The sequence below is a fragment of the Gryllotalpicola kribbensis genome, from assembly GCF_039538245.1.
GTDB classification, from domain to species: domain Bacteria; phylum Actinomycetota; class Actinomycetes; order Actinomycetales; family Microbacteriaceae; genus Gryllotalpicola; species Gryllotalpicola kribbensis.
In genome coordinates, this window is the sequence record NZ_BAABBX010000009.1 from 1 (window position 1) to 15,831 (window position 15,831).

The 15,831-nt window shown below is 67.7% G+C and carries 17 protein-coding genes and 1 tRNA gene; 3 read left to right on the forward strand and 15 right to left on the reverse strand.

Translation table 11 applies throughout. From position 1 onward, the window contains the following. Nucleotides 1-52 precede the first annotated feature (52 nt). Complete coding sequence (locus ABD716_RS05815) at nucleotides 53-865, forward strand: hypothetical protein (protein WP_344774765.1); 813 nt, start codon at nucleotides 53-55, stop codon at nucleotides 863-865. A 13-nt stretch (nucleotides 866-878) separates the two neighbouring features. Here the strand turns inward: ABD716_RS05815 and ABD716_RS05820 are convergent, their stop codons facing one another. Beyond that, on the reverse strand, nucleotides 879-1,400 hold the full coding sequence (locus tag ABD716_RS05820) for a hypothetical protein (RefSeq protein ID WP_344774767.1): 522 nt from the start codon (nucleotides 1,398-1,400) through the stop codon (nucleotides 879-881). A gap of 102 nt (nucleotides 1,401-1,502) precedes the next feature. Here ABD716_RS05820 and ABD716_RS05825 point away from each other — a divergent pair, with 102 nt between their 5' ends. Next, nucleotides 1,503-2,495, forward strand: a complete 993-nt coding sequence (locus ABD716_RS05825; RefSeq protein ID WP_344774769.1) for a tyrosine-type recombinase/integrase — start codon at nucleotides 1,503-1,505, stop codon at nucleotides 2,493-2,495. Here the strand turns inward: ABD716_RS05825 and ABD716_RS05830 are convergent, their stop codons facing one another. The 7 genes from ABD716_RS05830 to ABD716_RS05860 all read right to left on the reverse strand — a co-directional run bounded on the left by ABD716_RS05830 (nucleotide 2,496) and on the right by ABD716_RS05860 (nucleotide 6,552). After that, nucleotides 2,496-2,936 carry a hypothetical protein gene (locus tag ABD716_RS05830; RefSeq protein WP_344774771.1) on the reverse strand — a complete coding sequence of 147 codons (441 nt, stop codon included), beginning with the start codon at nucleotides 2,934-2,936 and terminating at the stop codon, nucleotides 2,496-2,498. 43 nt (nucleotides 2,937-2,979) lie between these two features. Beyond that, nucleotides 2,980-3,441: a hypothetical protein gene (locus ABD716_RS05835; protein WP_344774773.1), complete on the reverse strand. Its 462-nt coding sequence runs from the start codon at nucleotides 3,439-3,441 to the stop codon at nucleotides 2,980-2,982. 468 nt (nucleotides 3,442-3,909) lie between these two features. Continuing rightward, entirely contained in the window at nucleotides 3,910-4,473 is a 564-nt protein-coding gene (locus ABD716_RS05840; protein WP_344774775.1) for a 5' nucleotidase, NT5C type, read from the reverse strand. Between the two features lie 81 nt (nucleotides 4,474-4,554). Then, on the reverse strand, nucleotides 4,555-4,782 hold the full coding sequence (locus ABD716_RS05845; RefSeq protein ID WP_344774777.1) for a hypothetical protein: 228 nt from the start codon (nucleotides 4,780-4,782) through the stop codon (nucleotides 4,555-4,557). Continuing rightward, on the reverse strand, nucleotides 4,779-5,258 hold the full coding sequence (locus tag ABD716_RS05850; protein WP_344774779.1) for a hypothetical protein: 480 nt from the start codon (nucleotides 5,256-5,258) through the stop codon (nucleotides 4,779-4,781). Before ABD716_RS05850 ends, ABD716_RS05845 begins: the two co-directional genes overlap by 4 nt. Further along, entirely contained in the window at nucleotides 5,251-5,733 is a 483-nt protein-coding gene (locus ABD716_RS05855) for a hypothetical protein (protein WP_344774781.1), read from the reverse strand. Before ABD716_RS05855 ends, ABD716_RS05850 begins: the two co-directional genes overlap by 8 nt. Nucleotides 5,734-6,003: 270 nt before the next feature. Continuing rightward, on the reverse strand, nucleotides 6,004-6,552 hold the full coding sequence (locus ABD716_RS05860) for a hypothetical protein (protein ID WP_344774783.1): 549 nt from the start codon (nucleotides 6,550-6,552) through the stop codon (nucleotides 6,004-6,006). A 150-nt stretch (nucleotides 6,553-6,702) separates the two neighbouring features. Between ABD716_RS05860 and ABD716_RS05865 the strand changes: the two genes are divergently transcribed. After that, a complete protein-coding gene (locus ABD716_RS05865; protein WP_344774785.1) occupies nucleotides 6,703-7,068 on the forward strand; it encodes a helix-turn-helix domain-containing protein in 366 nt (121 codons plus the stop codon). Here the strand turns inward: ABD716_RS05865 and ABD716_RS05870 are convergent. The 7 genes from ABD716_RS05870 to topA form a co-directional block, all read right to left on the reverse strand. Next, nucleotides 7,065-8,591 (reverse strand): tyrosine-type recombinase/integrase, encoded by a 1,527-nt coding sequence (locus ABD716_RS05870; RefSeq protein ID WP_344774787.1) that lies wholly within the window; start codon nucleotides 8,589-8,591, stop codon nucleotides 7,065-7,067. The genes ABD716_RS05865 and ABD716_RS05870 overlap by 4 nt on opposite strands. A 158-nt stretch (nucleotides 8,592-8,749) precedes the next feature. Beyond that, nucleotides 8,750-8,822: transfer RNA gene (locus ABD716_RS05875), tRNA-Thr, on the reverse strand. A gap of 71 nt (nucleotides 8,823-8,893) precedes the next feature. Then, nucleotides 8,894-9,547, reverse strand: a complete 654-nt coding sequence (locus tag ABD716_RS05880) for a TetR family transcriptional regulator (RefSeq protein ID WP_344774789.1) — start codon at nucleotides 9,545-9,547, stop codon at nucleotides 8,894-8,896. A gap of 42 nt (nucleotides 9,548-9,589) precedes the next feature. Beyond that, nucleotides 9,590-11,146, reverse strand: coding sequence for an alpha/beta hydrolase (locus ABD716_RS05885; RefSeq protein ID WP_344774791.1), 1,557 nt, complete (start codon nucleotides 11,144-11,146; stop codon nucleotides 9,590-9,592). Between the two features lie 53 nt (nucleotides 11,147-11,199). Further along, a complete protein-coding gene (locus ABD716_RS05890) occupies nucleotides 11,200-12,411 on the reverse strand; it encodes a DNA polymerase III subunit delta' (RefSeq protein ID WP_344774793.1) in 1,212 nt (403 codons plus the stop codon). A 10-nt stretch (nucleotides 12,412-12,421) separates the two neighbouring features. Then, nucleotides 12,422-13,069, reverse strand: a complete 648-nt coding sequence (gene tmk, locus ABD716_RS05895; RefSeq protein ID WP_344774795.1) for a dTMP kinase — start codon at nucleotides 13,067-13,069, stop codon at nucleotides 12,422-12,424. Beyond that, nucleotides 13,066-15,807 (reverse strand): type I DNA topoisomerase, encoded by a 2,742-nt coding sequence (topA, locus tag ABD716_RS05900; RefSeq protein ID WP_344774797.1) that lies wholly within the window; start codon nucleotides 15,805-15,807, stop codon nucleotides 13,066-13,068. The genes tmk and topA overlap by 4 nt, the downstream gene beginning before the upstream one ends. Nucleotides 15,808-15,831: the final 24 nt, after the last annotated feature.

Sequence of the window (15,831 nt, forward strand, 5' to 3'; positions counted from 1 at the left end):
GCCCGTCATCGTCTACAACGACGAGAACCCCCGCGGGAATTGACACCACGCTATGGGACTCGCCCAATACGAGTTGGGCAAGAACCGTGTCACCGGGCGCCAGACGATCAGCGTCTTCACGCCAAGTCCGTCGAAGCTGTGGAGTTCGAAGACATGGGCGCTCGGCGCCGGCCGCTTCGCACCTCGCGACGGACGTCCCAGCTGGACCTTCACCCTCCCGAGCCGGCCCGAGTGGAAGCAGCGCGCCATCGCCCGCATCGCAGCGGCGGTCGCCGAATGCTTCAACGCCGTGCTCGCCGCGCTCGATCCAGAGGCCGATGCGCTGCTCCCCGGCCTCTGCGACTTCTACGCAGAGCTTCGATCCGGTCGGACACCGATCGGCGACGACCCAGACGACTTGATCGAGCGGCTTGTGGCCCGCGGCCGCGTCCCTGGGCTCCGCGAGTACTCGCGCACCTGGTCGCCTGAGCGCCAGGCATGGGCGCGCCGTGCAGCATGGGCGCCTCAGCTCATCGCGGACCTGCGAGGCAAAGCGATCGTCAAGTGGGCCGGGCACCGCCGCCGGTCAGCGCTCGAAGGACTGCGGCACGACGTCCGCCGCGCCCTCCTTCGAGGCGCCCGTGTACCGTTCATCCGGCTCACCGCACCTTGGCCGCGCAATGCTCCGATCCTCGTGGCGACGGAGGGGAACGTGATGGCGATGAACGCCCAGTTCGCCGATCACCCGGGATTCGACGAATGGCTCGACACACCGATCGTCGAACTGCGCTGGGGCAACGCCGCGGGCTTCCTCCGCACACTCGTCCACGTCGCTGACGTCCGCGAGGTCGGAGTCCTGATCGACGGGGAGCGCTCCCGCTTCTGAGAGGCAGCCGCCGTCACCCCCGGCGCATCCCGGCGCGGTACTCCTCGTCCCATAGCTCCGCCTCATCGAGAGTCAGGCCGTCCAAGATCAGCTTCTCCATGCACCACAGCTGTGCCGCGGCCGTCCCGACCGCCAACGTCAGGCACTCGCGTTCTGGCGCCCGGTGCACGAATCCCCGCTTCGCCCTCGTGTAGCGGATCGCCCGCGAGCCGCCCGGCACCATGAACCGTTGCCACCAGGTGGCAGGGGTGCGCGCCTCGATGAACAAGCCGCGGGAACTGTCGCCTGCCGCTTGGATCTCGGCGTGGGTCTCGACGTGGCGAATCCAGGCATACTCCTCACCGCCTCGACGGACTTCGCTGAGGATGGTCGCGACCGCGGCAGTCGCGATGGGAACGAACGGGCCGTCCGGCAGGAAAGAGGCCTCGAGGATCAACGGCTCGGGAGCAGGCAGCTGCACGAGCTCGACCCCGAGCTGCTCGTCGACGTCGGGCTTCGTCTGGATTCGGGGGCTCGCGAGCGGTTCGGTCTGCACGTCTCCCCTATGCGCGGATGACGGCGTCCGCGCCGGTGACGATTTCACTCGTTGGTACCGATTCCGTGACGAATCGGTACCCATTCCGCGCATAGGCGGGGCGTGGAAGAAGAGCTCGAAATCCTGGCCCCAGAACGAGGGCAGAACGCCAATGTCGCCCTATCAGGTCGGATCGACCGCCGCGTCGAGCTGCTTGGGAAGGCGATCGCACACAACACCCGGCGCAACTACGAGAACCAGTTGCGCCAGCTCGACCGATTCGCCGAATCGGTGGGCCTCGATCCGCTCGACCCCGTGTGCGTCGCCGACTGGATCGTCGACCGCGTCGATCGGTGCGGTGCGAAACCAACGACGATCAGCTCGATGCTCTCGGCCGTCAGGTGGCGTGCGGAGGAGCGAGGGGTGCCGTCGCCAACGCTCTCCGCCGGTGTGCGTCGGGTGGTCGCCGGTCTCCGTCGCGAGACGGCCGGCACCTTCTCGATCGATGAGGCCCGAGCCATCACGCTGCCCGAGCTCGAAGAGCTGCTCGGGACCTGCGCCGCCGGCCGGCCGATCGACATCCGCGACCAAGCGCTCCTTCTCCTGCTCTTCGGGTCAGCGATCCGCCGCGGAGCTGCGTCCGAGCTCCTCGTGTCCGACGCGCGGCTAACAGCAGACGGCTACCTCCTGCGCTTGCGTCGCGGGAAGACTGACCAGTACGGCCACGGAACCGACATCGCGGTGGCTCGCGGCACACGCCAGCTCACCGACCCGCGCGGCGCGCTCGAGGCGTGGCTCGCACTCATCCCGGGCGCGACACCGCAGTCGCCGCTGTTCCGTCAGATGACGAAGGGCGGCCGAATCCTCGAGGACAGGCTCGGCGGCCAGTCCATCGACCGGATGCTGAAACGGCGTGCGGTCCGCGCTGGGATCTCGCTCTCGTCGCTGTCTCCGCACGGCCTGCGCGCCGGCCACGCGTCGACGGCGTTCGCGAACGGCGTCCCGCTGGACCGCATCCAACGACAGCTCGATCACGCGAGCTCCGGGACGACGGCGAGGTACGTCCGGGGGCAGCAAGCTCTGGATCAGACCAGCGCGAAGGGGCTCGGCCTATGACTACTTGCCTGCGCCGCGCGCCCATCGCGGCTGCCGCGTCAAGGTGCTCCGAGTGCCACGGCGGCCCCTCATCGCGTTCGCGTAGCGAGCGGCGGAGTACCCGCGAGCGTTTGTTTCCGGTCGATCATCCTGCGCAGCACTGCTGACAGCATCGGCCTTTCGTTGGCTGGCCGCCCAGAAGAAGGCCGCCAACGCGATCCCTACCAGTGCCGCGAAGGTCCCCGCGAACACGATCTTGGACAAGACGCTGCCGAGCGGGATCTCGGCGACCACGGAGAACAAGCACACGGCTTCAGCCGCGACAACGAGGATCACGTATGCGAAACCGATCCAACGAACCATTCGCGACTTGCCATAGTCAGCGAACTGTGGGGACAACAGGCCGGCGATGAGCAGCGCCGGCAGGACGGCGGCGAGGATCTCCGCAGCGTGAGCGCTCATGGATTGCCTCCCCCTCCGGTGACCACCTGAGCGAGCCCGCAGGTCACTGGGCGACCACGACGACAACTGACGTGTTGGCACCGACGGCCGCAGTCGCGGCGGCCTGCGCAGCTTCTGCCGAGCCCCAGCCATGCAGATTGCCCGCAACCAGCGTCGGGAACTCGGAAACTGCGCCTCGCATGACCCACGCCTGGATGTATGACATGTTGGCGCCGGTACCGGTGACGGCAAGGCCGCGGTAGATCAAGACGACAGCGTGGCCCGTCTGGACATTGATGAGGCTGGCCCGACTGTCAGCCGCGGACACCACTGCCTCCTGCGACTCGACGGTGGAACCTGAGACCTTAACAATCGCGCCAGCCTGCTTACCCGCGTCGGCGATGACCGCTGCGGGAACCGGCGCGCTCTCCGACACGGCGACTTTCGAACCGTCGGCCATCGGGTATGCGACGAAGCCGTCGGGGAGCTTGGCGCCAGCGGAAATGTGCACGCCGGGAGTGATCATCGCCGACGGAGTTGCCGGGGCCTGCCGCTTCTCAGCAACTACTGCTACGCGCGCGTCATCGTGCGAACTCGCGGAACAGCCGCTGAGAAGGGCGACAGCCAATGCTGCGATGGCGGCTGTGGTCGCTCGGTGTTGCATGTGCGAAGTGGTCTCCTTTGCTGCAAGCCTGCCGTCCGAGTTGCACGACGCCACAGCCCCAAGACGCGGCACGCGCCATCGCTCTATGCGCGGACGTCCCAGCGCGCCCACGTCCCGCTGTTCGCCTCGTATGTCGCGCCGCTCCTGTCACGCACCCCACGGACCTCCGCCGGCTCGCACGTCGATCCGCTCGCTGGACGTCAAGCGCGCCGACTGCTTGCGTCCCGCCGCGCGCCGCGATGAGAGCGGTGCGCAGCTCTTCGACGGTCATCTCGTCGAGTTGGATGCCGGGGTGCAGGCGCTCAATCTCCCCGCGGATCTCGACGGCGCTCACCGGAAGTCGTCCCCAAGCAGCGGGAGGACGACCTGCTCCCAATCGGCCCATCGGTCGAGGTGAGGACCGGGCAGCGCAACGTTGTACGGCTGGGTGAAGTAGACCTGATCCCAGAGCGGCTCGACCCTGAGCTTGCCGTAATCGCGGTCGTCGATCAGGAGGTCACCGGCCATCAAGTCCTTCCTCCCCATGATCGTGGTCCGCTCAACGAAGCGGCGTCCAAGAAACCGACGCACCCACGCGATCTTCGCGCTGGCCGACAGCACGTTGGAGGTCATCGGGCTCGTGCAGATTTCCACATCGACACCCGCGCGCAGCATCTCGATCAGCGCGTCACGCGCACCGGGGTAGACCGGCATCGTCGAGAAGAAGTCTGCCTCGGAGATCACGTCGCGGATCGCCGCGTTGCGATCAGCGTCGTCGCCCCAGATTGCGAACTGCTGCCCGTCGTGGGGCGCGAGGTCCGGGTAGAGGCGCGCGAGCCCGGCGTTCAGATGGCCGGTGAAATCGGCAGTGGTGTTGTCGAGGTCGATGAGGACGATCGGCTGCTGCGGGCTCATGCTCTCTCTATGCGCGGCGCTCGTCCTGGCTGGGTCATATAACTGGACCCGAGCTATCTACTCCGAAGCGCCGATCGGCGGTCAGTCCTCACCCGCGTCTGCCAGAAGCACCGAGGCGTGCTGCACTGATCGGGCAGCGCCTCGCAGCCCGCTGATCCTGCGCCCCATGCGAATCTCGGGCGTGTCACCGAAAATCCGCCCAAACTCCGGCGTCACCAAGCTCGTTGCCTCCACCCAGACGGCAATCTCCTCGATGCGATCCGCCAGCTCGTCGAGGGCCTCGATCAGTTGATCGAGTTCCTCGGTCACCGCTCACCTCGCAGGATGCGTCGAGCTGTTGCGACCCGCTCCCCAGGGATGTCCGGGGACTCAGCGAGGATGCGGGAGATCGTCTCCTCGATCGCGGCGTCGCGCTCGTCGATCCCCCGCTGGATCTCCCGGCTGATGGCTTCGTCGCCGAGCGGTTTCCCGCTGAGCGACATCGTCAGCTGAATCCGGCGCCACAGCCACCAGATACGGGCATCCGAGAAGAGCGGCTCACCGTGTGCGTCGACGTGGCGGCGCACGATCCTTGCGACATCGCATGAGGCGGTCGCCGTTTGAAGGCTGTGATCGCTGCTCTCGACAGCAGACGTGAGCAGCGAGCCCTGCGTCGCTCGGAGCTCTGCGACCTCGACAGCGAGTCCGGCGATGCGCGCGGTTTCGAGATCGACGATGCACCCGGGATGGAGCTTCTGAATCTGGGTGCGTGCCCGCTCAACTGGGACCGGCTGCGGTTCACGCATGGTCGAGCCCTCGGATCTCCCGCTGAGCGTCCTCGATCACGTGAGGCGGGACCGGGATGCGCCGGTCCGCTGCGACCTGGGCGATCGTCCGGTCGATGCGAGCTTCGCGCTCTGCGATCCACACCGCGACCTGCTCGGCGACCCACTCCGCGGGAGGCTTCACGCCGATCGCCGCGAAGCTCGCGACGACACGCGCCCACTGGTCCCGAATCATGGCGTCGGGCAACTCGATTCCGTACTCGGCGGTGTGGATGCGGTAGATCGACCCGGCCACCTCATCGCCATAGGTGAAGCGGAGCGCAGCCTCCCCGTCGTCCTCGCGGATCGCAATCAGATCGTCGTCGCGCGCGTGAGCTTTACGCGCCCAGTCGAGCGCAACCTCGGCGCGAGCCACGGTCACCAGGTCGAGGTGGAGGTCGGGGAAGAGCGCACGGATCTCGGTGGTCAGCTGCAGCAGCTCGTCGGGCTCGGTCATGCCCCACCTATGCGCAGCAACCAGTCGGAAATCCGGACGGGTTGAGCCGGGCTCCGCGCCAACAGGCGCTACGCCCTCTCGGCCGCCGTACCGGCAGCCTCAGGAACTCGACGACGTCGAGCTCCCGCGGCCCGCGTCCGCCCCGCCGACGACCGCCACGCTGACGGTGCGCTTCGCGGCGACGCCGGGCTCAGCGGTGGCACACGAACGCGACGGCCGCCCCAAGGAAGCTGCCGATGATCACGGCCGCGACCAGATGGAAGAGGAAGCTCACCACAGCTGGTCTTCTGACCGGGCGTTCGATGTCAGCACGTATCCGCGGAATGCCACGATTTCGTCGATGAGCTCCCTCTCGTCCAGATCGTGCACGACGATCACCCGTCGACCACTGACCCCGCGCGCCCCGCGGCTCAGGAAGATCGAGCTTTCAAGCAGGAACAAGGCAGCCGGTCCGTCCCAGGTGCGAGTCGCCGGAACCCTCCGCTTGCTGGCGGTCAGAAGCTGATGTTCGCGCTCGGTGAGCGCCTCGTACATCCGCGGCCGCGTCTGGCGCGCGACGTCGAGCGCCTGCCGTTGCATCGCCTCTGCCATGGCAGCACCGACGTCGCGGCGGATCTTGAACGCCCGCTCGATCTCGTCCATGGTCGCGAACTCGCCGCACGGGTAGTCGATGTCCTCCAACAGCAGGTCGAGCATCTCAGCGGCTGTGTCGGCGAGAAGCGTGTCACGACCCGCTCGACATTCCATTGCGTAGACGCTGCCGTCCGGGTGTCGAACGTCGCCGGGGATCGTGACTTGATTCTCGAGAAGGAGGCGCATACGCCGTCTATGCGCGGCCGCGGCGCCATCGGGCCGGATTCGGTTACAGCCGGCGGGCTGCGGGACGCATACATATGCGTGTGGGCGGTTTCGAAGCGCAGTGGCAGAAATGGGTCCCGCCCGACCAGAAACTGACGGCATAGGCGGGAGGTGAAGAACAACGACGCCGAAGCTCAGCCCCAGATCACCATCAACCTAAACTTCGCGCCGCTCAGCGTGACGACTACCGAGACGATCCACCCTGACGGCTCGAAGACCGTAACGACCACGACGACGGACTCGCCAGTACTCCTGACCGTCGAAGAAGCCGCCGTGGTTCTTGCGATTTCGGTGCGCACGTTGCAACTGCTTACTGACCTCGGTCGCATCCCTGTCCGCTATGTCGGTGGCTCGCCCCGGTACGCGGTCGCCGAGCTCGCAGCAGCGGTCCTTGAGCTGCCGCGCGTCCCCGAGCCCAAGGCACTGCGCACGTTGGTCACCGAAGCCAAGGCGAGAGCTATGCGCGACGCCGCCTAAGCGGCAGGGTTCGCTGCGCGCAGCGCCTCGGCGTAGTGGACTCCGACCTTCGAGATCTCCTGGTAGAGAAGGTCGGCCTGCTGATGGGTGTACCGATCGGTCGTCCGGATATGGGTGTGCCCAACCAGCTGCATGATCAAGGGGTCGCTAACGCCGAGTCCGCGCAACACCGATACCGCCGTGTGCCGTAGCAGGTGCGTCCCAGGAACCTTCGGGTCGTTGTCGATCTCGCGTTGCCGCGCGCTCTTCGCCAGCTGCGGCTCCGTGACCAGTCCAACGTCGAGGAGGATCTTGCGCCACTGGTTGAGGTCCATCGGCGCGCGCCAGGGTGAGCCCTTCTCGTCTTGGCGGTGGAAGAGGAGACCGTGCTCGAATGGCTCGGCCTCGATCGCCCGAACGTAGGCTTCGAGCGGCTCTCGGATCTGGTCGATGACAGGGATCAGGCGCCTCTTCTTGCCCTTCAACGGCAACAGCCACAGATCGTCTTGAACGTGGCGTCCGTGACGAAGCGGCCATGGACCGAGGTTCGCCTTGCGAGCTGGACACTTCGAGGGCTTAGCTTCACCGCAAGGCGACGCCGCCGAGCATCCGTGGCGGTATGGCACTTCTTGCAACGAGTAGGACAGGGTCAGGAACCCCGATCCCCAGTCGAACACGTCCGTCGTCAGCCCGGTTCGCTCTCCTTGTCGAAGTCCGAACAGGACCGAAATCACCCACTTGATGCCCTCGGGCTCCTCCATTGCGCGCCGAATCACAGCCATCGCCTGCTCGAACTGCAGAGCCGGAATCGCGTCGTCGTCGAGACCGCCTGCATACGCCGTGTCCGCAGCGACAGGCTTCCCGTGCCCTTGAAGCGGGCTGACGAAGTGATACCGGAGTGCGGCGTCGTTGTAGAACTTGCGAAGCGCGGCCCAGAAACGGTCGAACGAGCTTGCTTTCAGCTGTGCCCGTTTGTCGTCGCCGGTGACGGCGAGCAGGTCGGCACAGAGGTCGCTGAGCTGTTTCCAGCGTGCACTGACCAGCGGCCTGTCTCCGAGCACCGGCTCGATGAGACCGAACATCCACTCGTCAGTGTGCAGCGTATTGGCGGAGAGCGAGTACACGTCTCGTCGCTCTGCGTACCACTCTCGGAAGAACGCGCGGTGGGTCATCTCCTTGTCAGAGACCTCACCGAATGTCGCGTACTCCGTGCGGATCTGAGCAGCCCACTCATACGCCTGGCGCTCGGCGTCCGCCTGACGGCCTTCTGCCGGGCCTCTGCCGTAGAAGGTTTGCGCGAACCGCAACGGCTTACCGAGTTCATCGCGCTGGATGATGCCCTCACGATCCTTGATCGTGATCGACGGGCGCACGCGCCACTGGCCCGGCTTGTACTCGCTGGCCGTCCACTCCCCTGTCTTTCCACGGGTCCGCGGCGCTACCTTTCGTTTCGCCGGAGTCGCTTTGCGGAGCTCAGCGACCTCCGCCGGACCCAGGTTCTCGCGCACCGCAGCGACGTTCAGAGGGTTCTTTCTACGGGCCACGTCGACATAGTAGGCACCACATGCACCACAAGCTGCACCACAAACGGGTGCGTAATGGTGCATTTCGGTGCTTCATCTGGTGCCTGGGCACACTTTTGTAGCAACGAAAAACGGCCCCAGATCCTTGATTTCTCAATGATCCGGGGCCGTTTGTACCGAGCCGCCTGTCGGAATCGAACCGACGACCTATTCATTACGAGTGAATCGCTCTGCCGACTGAGCTAAGGCGGCGTGGCGGCGAACCGCACACGATTGAAGAGTTTACAGGACGAACCGGAGTGCAAACGACGCCGAAGCGCGCCCTAGACCTTCACCTGCGTCGCCAGCTGGTGCAGCTGCTCGAACGAGCGGTCGACGCACTCCGAGAGACGCCCCTTCCCGCCGCGGTCTGCCCAGCTCGCCCACGCATTGCGCACCCCGGCGAATGACACGAACACGACGAGCCGCGCGCGCTCGCGCAGGGTCGTCGGCTCGGACTCGAGCGCGGGGTCGAGCACCACGAGCCGCTTCGAGACGATCTCGATGATCTGGTTCGTGAGATCCTCCATGTTCTCCATGCGCTGGCGGAACAGGTGCGGGTGCCGCAGCATCAGCTGCATCCGTTCCTCCTGCAGCGCGTGGGCCGCCCGAGTGTCCTCGTCGCTCTTCGCATCGAGAAAGCTCGTGAGCATGGCGCGGATGCCGTCGAGGATCGGCTGCTCGGCAGGCGCCCCGAGGAAGGCACTGATCGTCTCGGGCTGCGGCCCTTCGGGAAGCTGGCCGACGACCGCCGCCTCTTTGGACGGGAAGTAGTTGAAGAAAGTGCGGGGCGAGACATCCGCCGCCTCGGCGATCTCGTCGACCGTGACGTTCTCATAGCCCTTGTCGATCGACAGGTCGATCGCTGCGCGTTCGATGGCGTGCCGCGTCGCGACGCGCTTGCGCTCCCTCAGGCCGGGTTCCTTGAGATCAGTCACGCCACCATTATCGTTGCAGTGCCTGCAAACTTGCACCACATGTCAGCAGTGGGGATCACTCGCGGGCACGCTGCCCTTCACGAAGTAGTCGTCGACGGTGTTTGACACGCACGAGTTGGAGCGCCCGTAGGCGGTGTGGCCTGAGCCGTTCCAGGTGACGAGATGGCCGTTGTCGAGATCGTTGGCGAGGTTGACGGATTCCTGATAGGGAGTCGCGGGGTCGTTGGTGGTGCCGAGCACCAGGATCGGAGCCGACCCCGTCGCGTGCACCGGCGCCGGCGTGCGCACCGGTTTGAACGGCCAGTTCCAGCAGGTGATGCCGCCGTAGCTGAAGAACGGCCCCATCACCGGTGCGACCTGCGCGACGCGCTTCGCCTCGGCGGCCATGTGAGCCGGGTCGGTGTCGAAGGTGTAGTCGAGGCAGTCGATCGACTGGAACGCCACCGCCGTGTTGGTCGTGTAGGTCCCGTTCGAGTCGCGGTCGTTGTACTCGTCGGCCAGGATGAAGGCCACCCGGGCGCTGCCGCGCTCGACGTCTTTGAAGAGCGTGTCGAGCGCGGGCCAGTTCGACGTCGAGTACAGCGGGGTGATGATCGCGAGCAGCAGGGTGCTTGCCCCCAGCATCCGCCCGTCGGAGTTCTTGATCGGGTGCTTCTGCACCGTGTCGAGCATGCCGGCGATGGTGTTCATCACCTGATCGACCGAGCCGCTGAAGGGACAGCTCTTGTCCTGGCCGAGGCACCACTGCGCATATGCGCGCAAGTTCGACTCGAAGCCCTTGGCCTGCAGCTCGGTCAGCTCGTCGTAGCTGGATGCCGGGTCGACGACGCCGTCGAGAGTCATGCGGCCGACGGTCTTCGGGAACAGGTCGGCGTAGATCGCGCCGATCATGGTGCCATAGCTGAAGCCCAGATAGTTGAGCTTCTGGTCGCCGACGTTGGCCCGCAGCATGTCGAGATCGTGCGCGGTCGTCGCCGTGTCGACGTGCCCGAGCAGTTGGCCGGTGTTCTTGAGGCAGGCCTGCCCGAGATCGCTCACAGACTTCTTGCTGGCTGCGAGCCACTCGTCGCTGCCCCGCTCGCCCGGGGTGATTCCGTAGAGGAAGTCGTCGAGCCCCTTGTCGTCGTAACACGTGACGGCGGAGGACTTCCCGACCCCGCGCGGGTCCCACCCAACGATGTCGAAGTGCTTCTGCAGGGTGGCCGAGGTCGCGCCGACGCTGTTGCGCACGAAGTCGACGCCCGAGACGCCGGGGCCGCCGGGGTTCACGAACAGAGACCCCTGCTTGGCGCCGGTCGCGGGCTTCCGAATCAGCGCGAGGCTGATCGGGTCGCCCTGGCTCGGGTGTGCCCAGTCGAGCGGGGCCTTCGCCGTAGCGCATTGGAAGCCGCCGCCGCAGTCGGACCAGACGAGCGCCTGGCCGTAGTATTTCTGCTGCGCCGCCGCGTCGGCGCCCGAGAGCCCGTCGGTCGCCGCCGGCGAAGCCACGGGGGTCGACGTCTGCGTGGGCAGTTTGTGCTGCGAGGCCGACGTGCAGCCGGCAAGCAGTACGGCCGCGGTGACCACGGCGGCGACCGCGCGTGCGCCGCGCGATGTCACCGCCCGAGCCAGCCCGCGCGCCGAGCGCGCGCCACCCGCGATGCGCCCCGCCCTCACGCGGCCACCGCCGGCACCGCGGTGGCCAGCATCGCCTCGAGGGCCAGCGTCGGGTTCACATTGGCGTCGATGCGGGTGCGCGCCTCAGCCACGGCATCCATCATCTTCAGCGTCTGCGCGGGGCTCGATGCACGCGCGATCTCGCCGAGCGCCGCCTCACGCTCGCGGTTCACGAGGGGGGCATCGCTGCCGAGCTGCAGCATCAGCACGTCGCGATAGAGCGAGAGCAGATCGACGAGAATCCGGTCGAGCCCGTCGCGCAGGCTGCGCGTCGCGCGCCGCTTCTGGTCCTCTTCGAGAGCGCGCAGCTGGGCGCGCAGCGCCGGCGGGATCGTTCCACCGGGCTCGACGCCCAGTGATCTGAGGGCGTGCTCGCGCTCTTCCGCGTCGCGCTCGGCGGTGATCGCCTTGCCGTCGTCGGTCGCGATCTGCACGAGCCGCGCCGCCGCGAGCACCGCGGCCGAGATCGAGCGGATGCCGAGCACGAGGTCGAGCGTCTCGTCACGGCGCGCCCGCGCCTCGGCGTTCGTCGCGAGCCGCCGCGCCATGCCGATGTGCGACTGCGCGTGGCGTGCCGCCTGCTCGGCGAGGGCCGGCTCGATGCCGTCGCGGTGCACGAGCAGCTCGGCGACGTCGTCGATGGTCGGAACCGTGAGCCGCACGGTGCGCACCCGCGACCGGATCGTTGGCAGCAGGTCGGCGTCGCTCGGCGCGCACAGCACCCAGACGGTGCGCTCTGGCGGCTCTTCGAGTGACTTGAGCAGCAGGTTGCTCGTGCGCTCGGTCATGCGGTCGGCGTCTTCGATGACGAGCACGCGGTAGCGCCCGACCGACGGCGAGTACTGGGCCGAGCGCACCAGCTCGCGGACTTCGTCGATCGTGATGATGACCTTCTCGGTCGCGAGCACCGACAGATCGGGGTGCGTGCGCGCCTGTACCTGGCGGTCGGTCGCCTCGTCGCCGTCGGGGCCCGCGTGGCTGAGCAGCGCGCTCGCGAACGCGAACGCGAGATTCGAGCGACCGGAACCCGGCGGCCCCGTGAGCAGCCACGCGTGGGTCATCGCGTTGCCCGCGCCGCCCGCCTCTGGCGCGGATGCCGGCGAATCGGATGCCTCGGCCGAGCCGGCTCGCCCCGGGTCGACCCCCGCCGCGGCGCGCAGCACTGCGATCGCCTCACGCTGCCCCGTCAGCTCGGCCCACACGCTCATCGGCTTCAGGCTACCCGGCGCCGCCGACAGTCCCGTCGGTTGTCAACAGGGCGGCGACGCGACTGCGGATCGCGGCGGCGAGCTCGTCCGCCGACAACGTCGCATCGAGCACGAGCCAGCGCTCGGGCTGCGCGGCGGCGAACTCGAGGTAGGCCGCGCGGATGCGCCGGCTGAACTCGGCCGCCTCGGCCTCGATGCGGTCGAACACCTTCTGCGCGGCGTCAATGCGCTCGCGCGCGAGTGCCGGGTCGAGGTCGAGCAGCACGGTGAGCGTCGGGTAGAGCCCCTCGGTCGCCCATTCGGACAGGCGGCGCACCTCGGCGGGGTCGAGCACGCGGCCCGCGCCCTGGAACGCCACCGACGAGTCGATGTAGCGGTCCTGGATCACGACCTCGCCGCGCTCGAGCGCCGGCCGCACCTTCGTCGCGATGTGGTGCGCGCGGTCGGCGGCGAACAGCAGCGCCTCGGCCCGCGGCGCGATGTCACCCCGGTGGTGCAGCACGATGTCGCGCACGAGCTGCCCGAGCTCAGTGCCCCCGGGCTCCCTCGTCGCGACGACCGTGTGGCCGGCATCCCTCAGCCACTCGGCCAGCTTCTCGAGCTGCGTCGTCTTCCCCGATCCGTCGAGACCCTCGATCGTGATGTAGAGGCCGCTCACTTCTTCGCTCGGGTGCGGGTCGTCGTGGTCTTCTTCGCCCCGGACTGGGACGAGCGCCGCGCCGGCTTCTTCGCAGGGCCCTTCGCGCGCTTGTCGGCGAGCAGCTGCACCGCGCGGGCGAAGTCGACGGCCTCGAGGTCCTCGCCGCGCGGGATCGTCGCGTTGGTCTCGCCGTCGGTGACGTACGGGCCGAACCGGCCGTCACGCACACGGATCGGCTTGCCGCTGACGGGGTCGGCCTCGAACTCCTTGAGCGCGCTGGAGGCCCGGCGCGCGCCGTACTTCGGCTGCGCGAACAGCTCGAGCGCCTCGGGCAGGGTGATCTCGAAGATCTGGTCCTCGCCGTTCGGCAGGCTGCGGGTGTCGGTGCCCTTCTTGAGGTAGGCGCCGTAGCGGCCGTTCGCCGCGAGGATCTCGTCGCCCGACTCGGGGTCCACGCCCACGACACGCGGCAGTGAAAGCAGCTTGAGCGCCGTGTCGAGGTCGATCGTGTCGACGCTCATGCTCTTGAAGAGCGACGCGGTGCGCGGCTTGGGGGCGGCCGGCTTCTTCGCGGCGCGCTTCTTGGGCTTCGCCTCATCGGATGCCGCGGCCGCGCTCGCCTCGGCGCGTGCGGACTCTTCGGGCAGCACCTCGGTGACGTACGGGCCATAGCGCCCGTCCTTCGCGACGATCTGCTTCCCGTCGTCGAGGGTGCCGAGGACCCGGTCGGACTGCTCGGGCGCCTCCGCCAGCTCGCGCGCCTTCGCGGGCGTGAGCTCGTCGGGCGCGAGCCCCTCGGGGATGTTCACGCGCCGCGGCGCGGCGTCGGGGCCGGCCTCGGGGTCGGTGACCTCGAGGTAGGGCCCGTACTTGCCGATGCGCAGGGTGATGCCGTCGTCGATGCGAACGGAGTTGATCTCGCGCGCGTCGATCTCGCCGAGGTTGTCGACGACACCGCGCAGACCGCGGTGCGCATCGGTGCCGAAGTAGAAGCCCTTCAGCCACTCGCGCCCCTCGTCGGCGCCGTTGGCGATGCTGTCGAGGTCGTTCTCGAGGTCGGCCGTGAAGTCGTATTCGACGAGGTCGCCGAAGTGGTCCTCGAGCAGCTTCACGACCGAGAACGCGATCCAGTTCGGCACGAGCGCCTGCCCGCGCAGAGTCACATAGCCGCGGTCGATGATCGTCGAGATGATCTGCGCGTAGGTCGACGGGCGGCCCACGCCCAGCTCTTCGAGCGCCTTGACGAGGGATGCCTCGGTGTAGCGCGGCGGCGGCGTGGTCTCGTGGCCCTTGGCCTCGACGCCGGCGCTCTCGAGCGCCTGGCCGACGGTGAGCGGCGGCAGCTTCGCCTCGGCGGCGCTGTCGCTGTTGCGCTCCTCGTCGCGTCCCTCCTCGTAGGCGTGCAGGAAACCGCGGAATGTGATCACGGTTCCGGATGCCGTGAACTCGGCGACCGTGCCGTCGAGCTCGCCACCCACGACCTTGGCCTCGATGGCGACGGACGCGGTCGAGCCCTTCGCGTCGGCCATCTGGCTCGCGACGGTGCGCTTCCAGATCAGGTCGTAGAGCTTGAAGTCGTTGGCAGAGAGCGCGGAGCGCACCTGGTCAGGGGTGCGGAACGTCTCGCCGGAGGGGCGGATCGCCTCGTGCGCCTCCTGCGCGTTCTTGGATTTGCCGGTGTACACGCGCGGCTTCTCGGGCACCGTGTCGGCGCCGTAGAGGGCGGCGGCCTGGGCGCGAGCGGCCTTCGTCGCCTGCTGCGACAGCGACGGGGAATCCGTTCGCATATACGTGATGTAGCCGTTCTCGTACAGCGACTGCGCGACGCTCATGGTCTGGCGGGCGCTGAAGCGCAGCTTGCGCGCGGCCTCCTGCTGAAGGGTCGACGTGGTGAACGGTGCGGCAGGGCGGCGCGAATACGGCTTCGACTCGACCTTCGAGACGGTGACGGTGGTCGAGTCGGCACGCAGCGCCTCGGCGAGCGCGGTCGCGGTCTTCTCGTCGAGCTGGGTGACCTTCCCGGTGAGCTTGCCCGAGTCGTCGAAGTCGCGACCCTGCGCGATGCGGGTGCCGTCGACCCGCTGCAGCCGCGCCTCGAACGGAGCCGTTTCCTGCCCGGGGGTGAACTGCGCCGTCAGGTCCCAGTAGCTTGCGGGGACGAACGCGAGCCGCTCACGCTCGCGGTCGACGACGAGGCGGGTGGCGGGCGACTGCACTCGGCCGGCCGAGAGACCGGGCGCGACCTTGCGCCAGAGCACGGGGCTCACCTCGTAGCCGTACAGCCGGTCGAGGACGCGGCGCGTCTCCTGCGCGTCGACGAGCTCCATGTTGAGGTCGCGAGTGTGGTCGCGGGCTGCCTCGATGGCCTCGCGGGTGATCTCGTGGAAGACCATGCGCTTGACGGGAACCTTGGGGTTGAGCACCTCGCGCAGGTGCCAGGCGATGGCCTCGCCCTCGCGGTCTTCATCGGTGGCGAGGATGAGTTCGTCGGCGTTCTTGAGCTCGCGCTTGAGGTCGCTGACGACCTTCGTCTTCCCGTCAGAGACGACGTAGATCGGTTTGAAGCCGTTCTCGACGTCGACGCCGAACTTGCCGAGCGGCCCCTTCTTCTGATCGGCCGGAAGGTCCTTCGGCTCGATGAGGTCGCGGATGTGCCCGACCGAAGCCATCACGGTGTAGCCGTCGCCGAGGTACTGCGCGATCGACTTGACCTTCGTCGGCGACTCGACGATGACCAGCTTCTTGTTGCTCGGCAAGAGACTCCTTATTTCTTAAGGCAC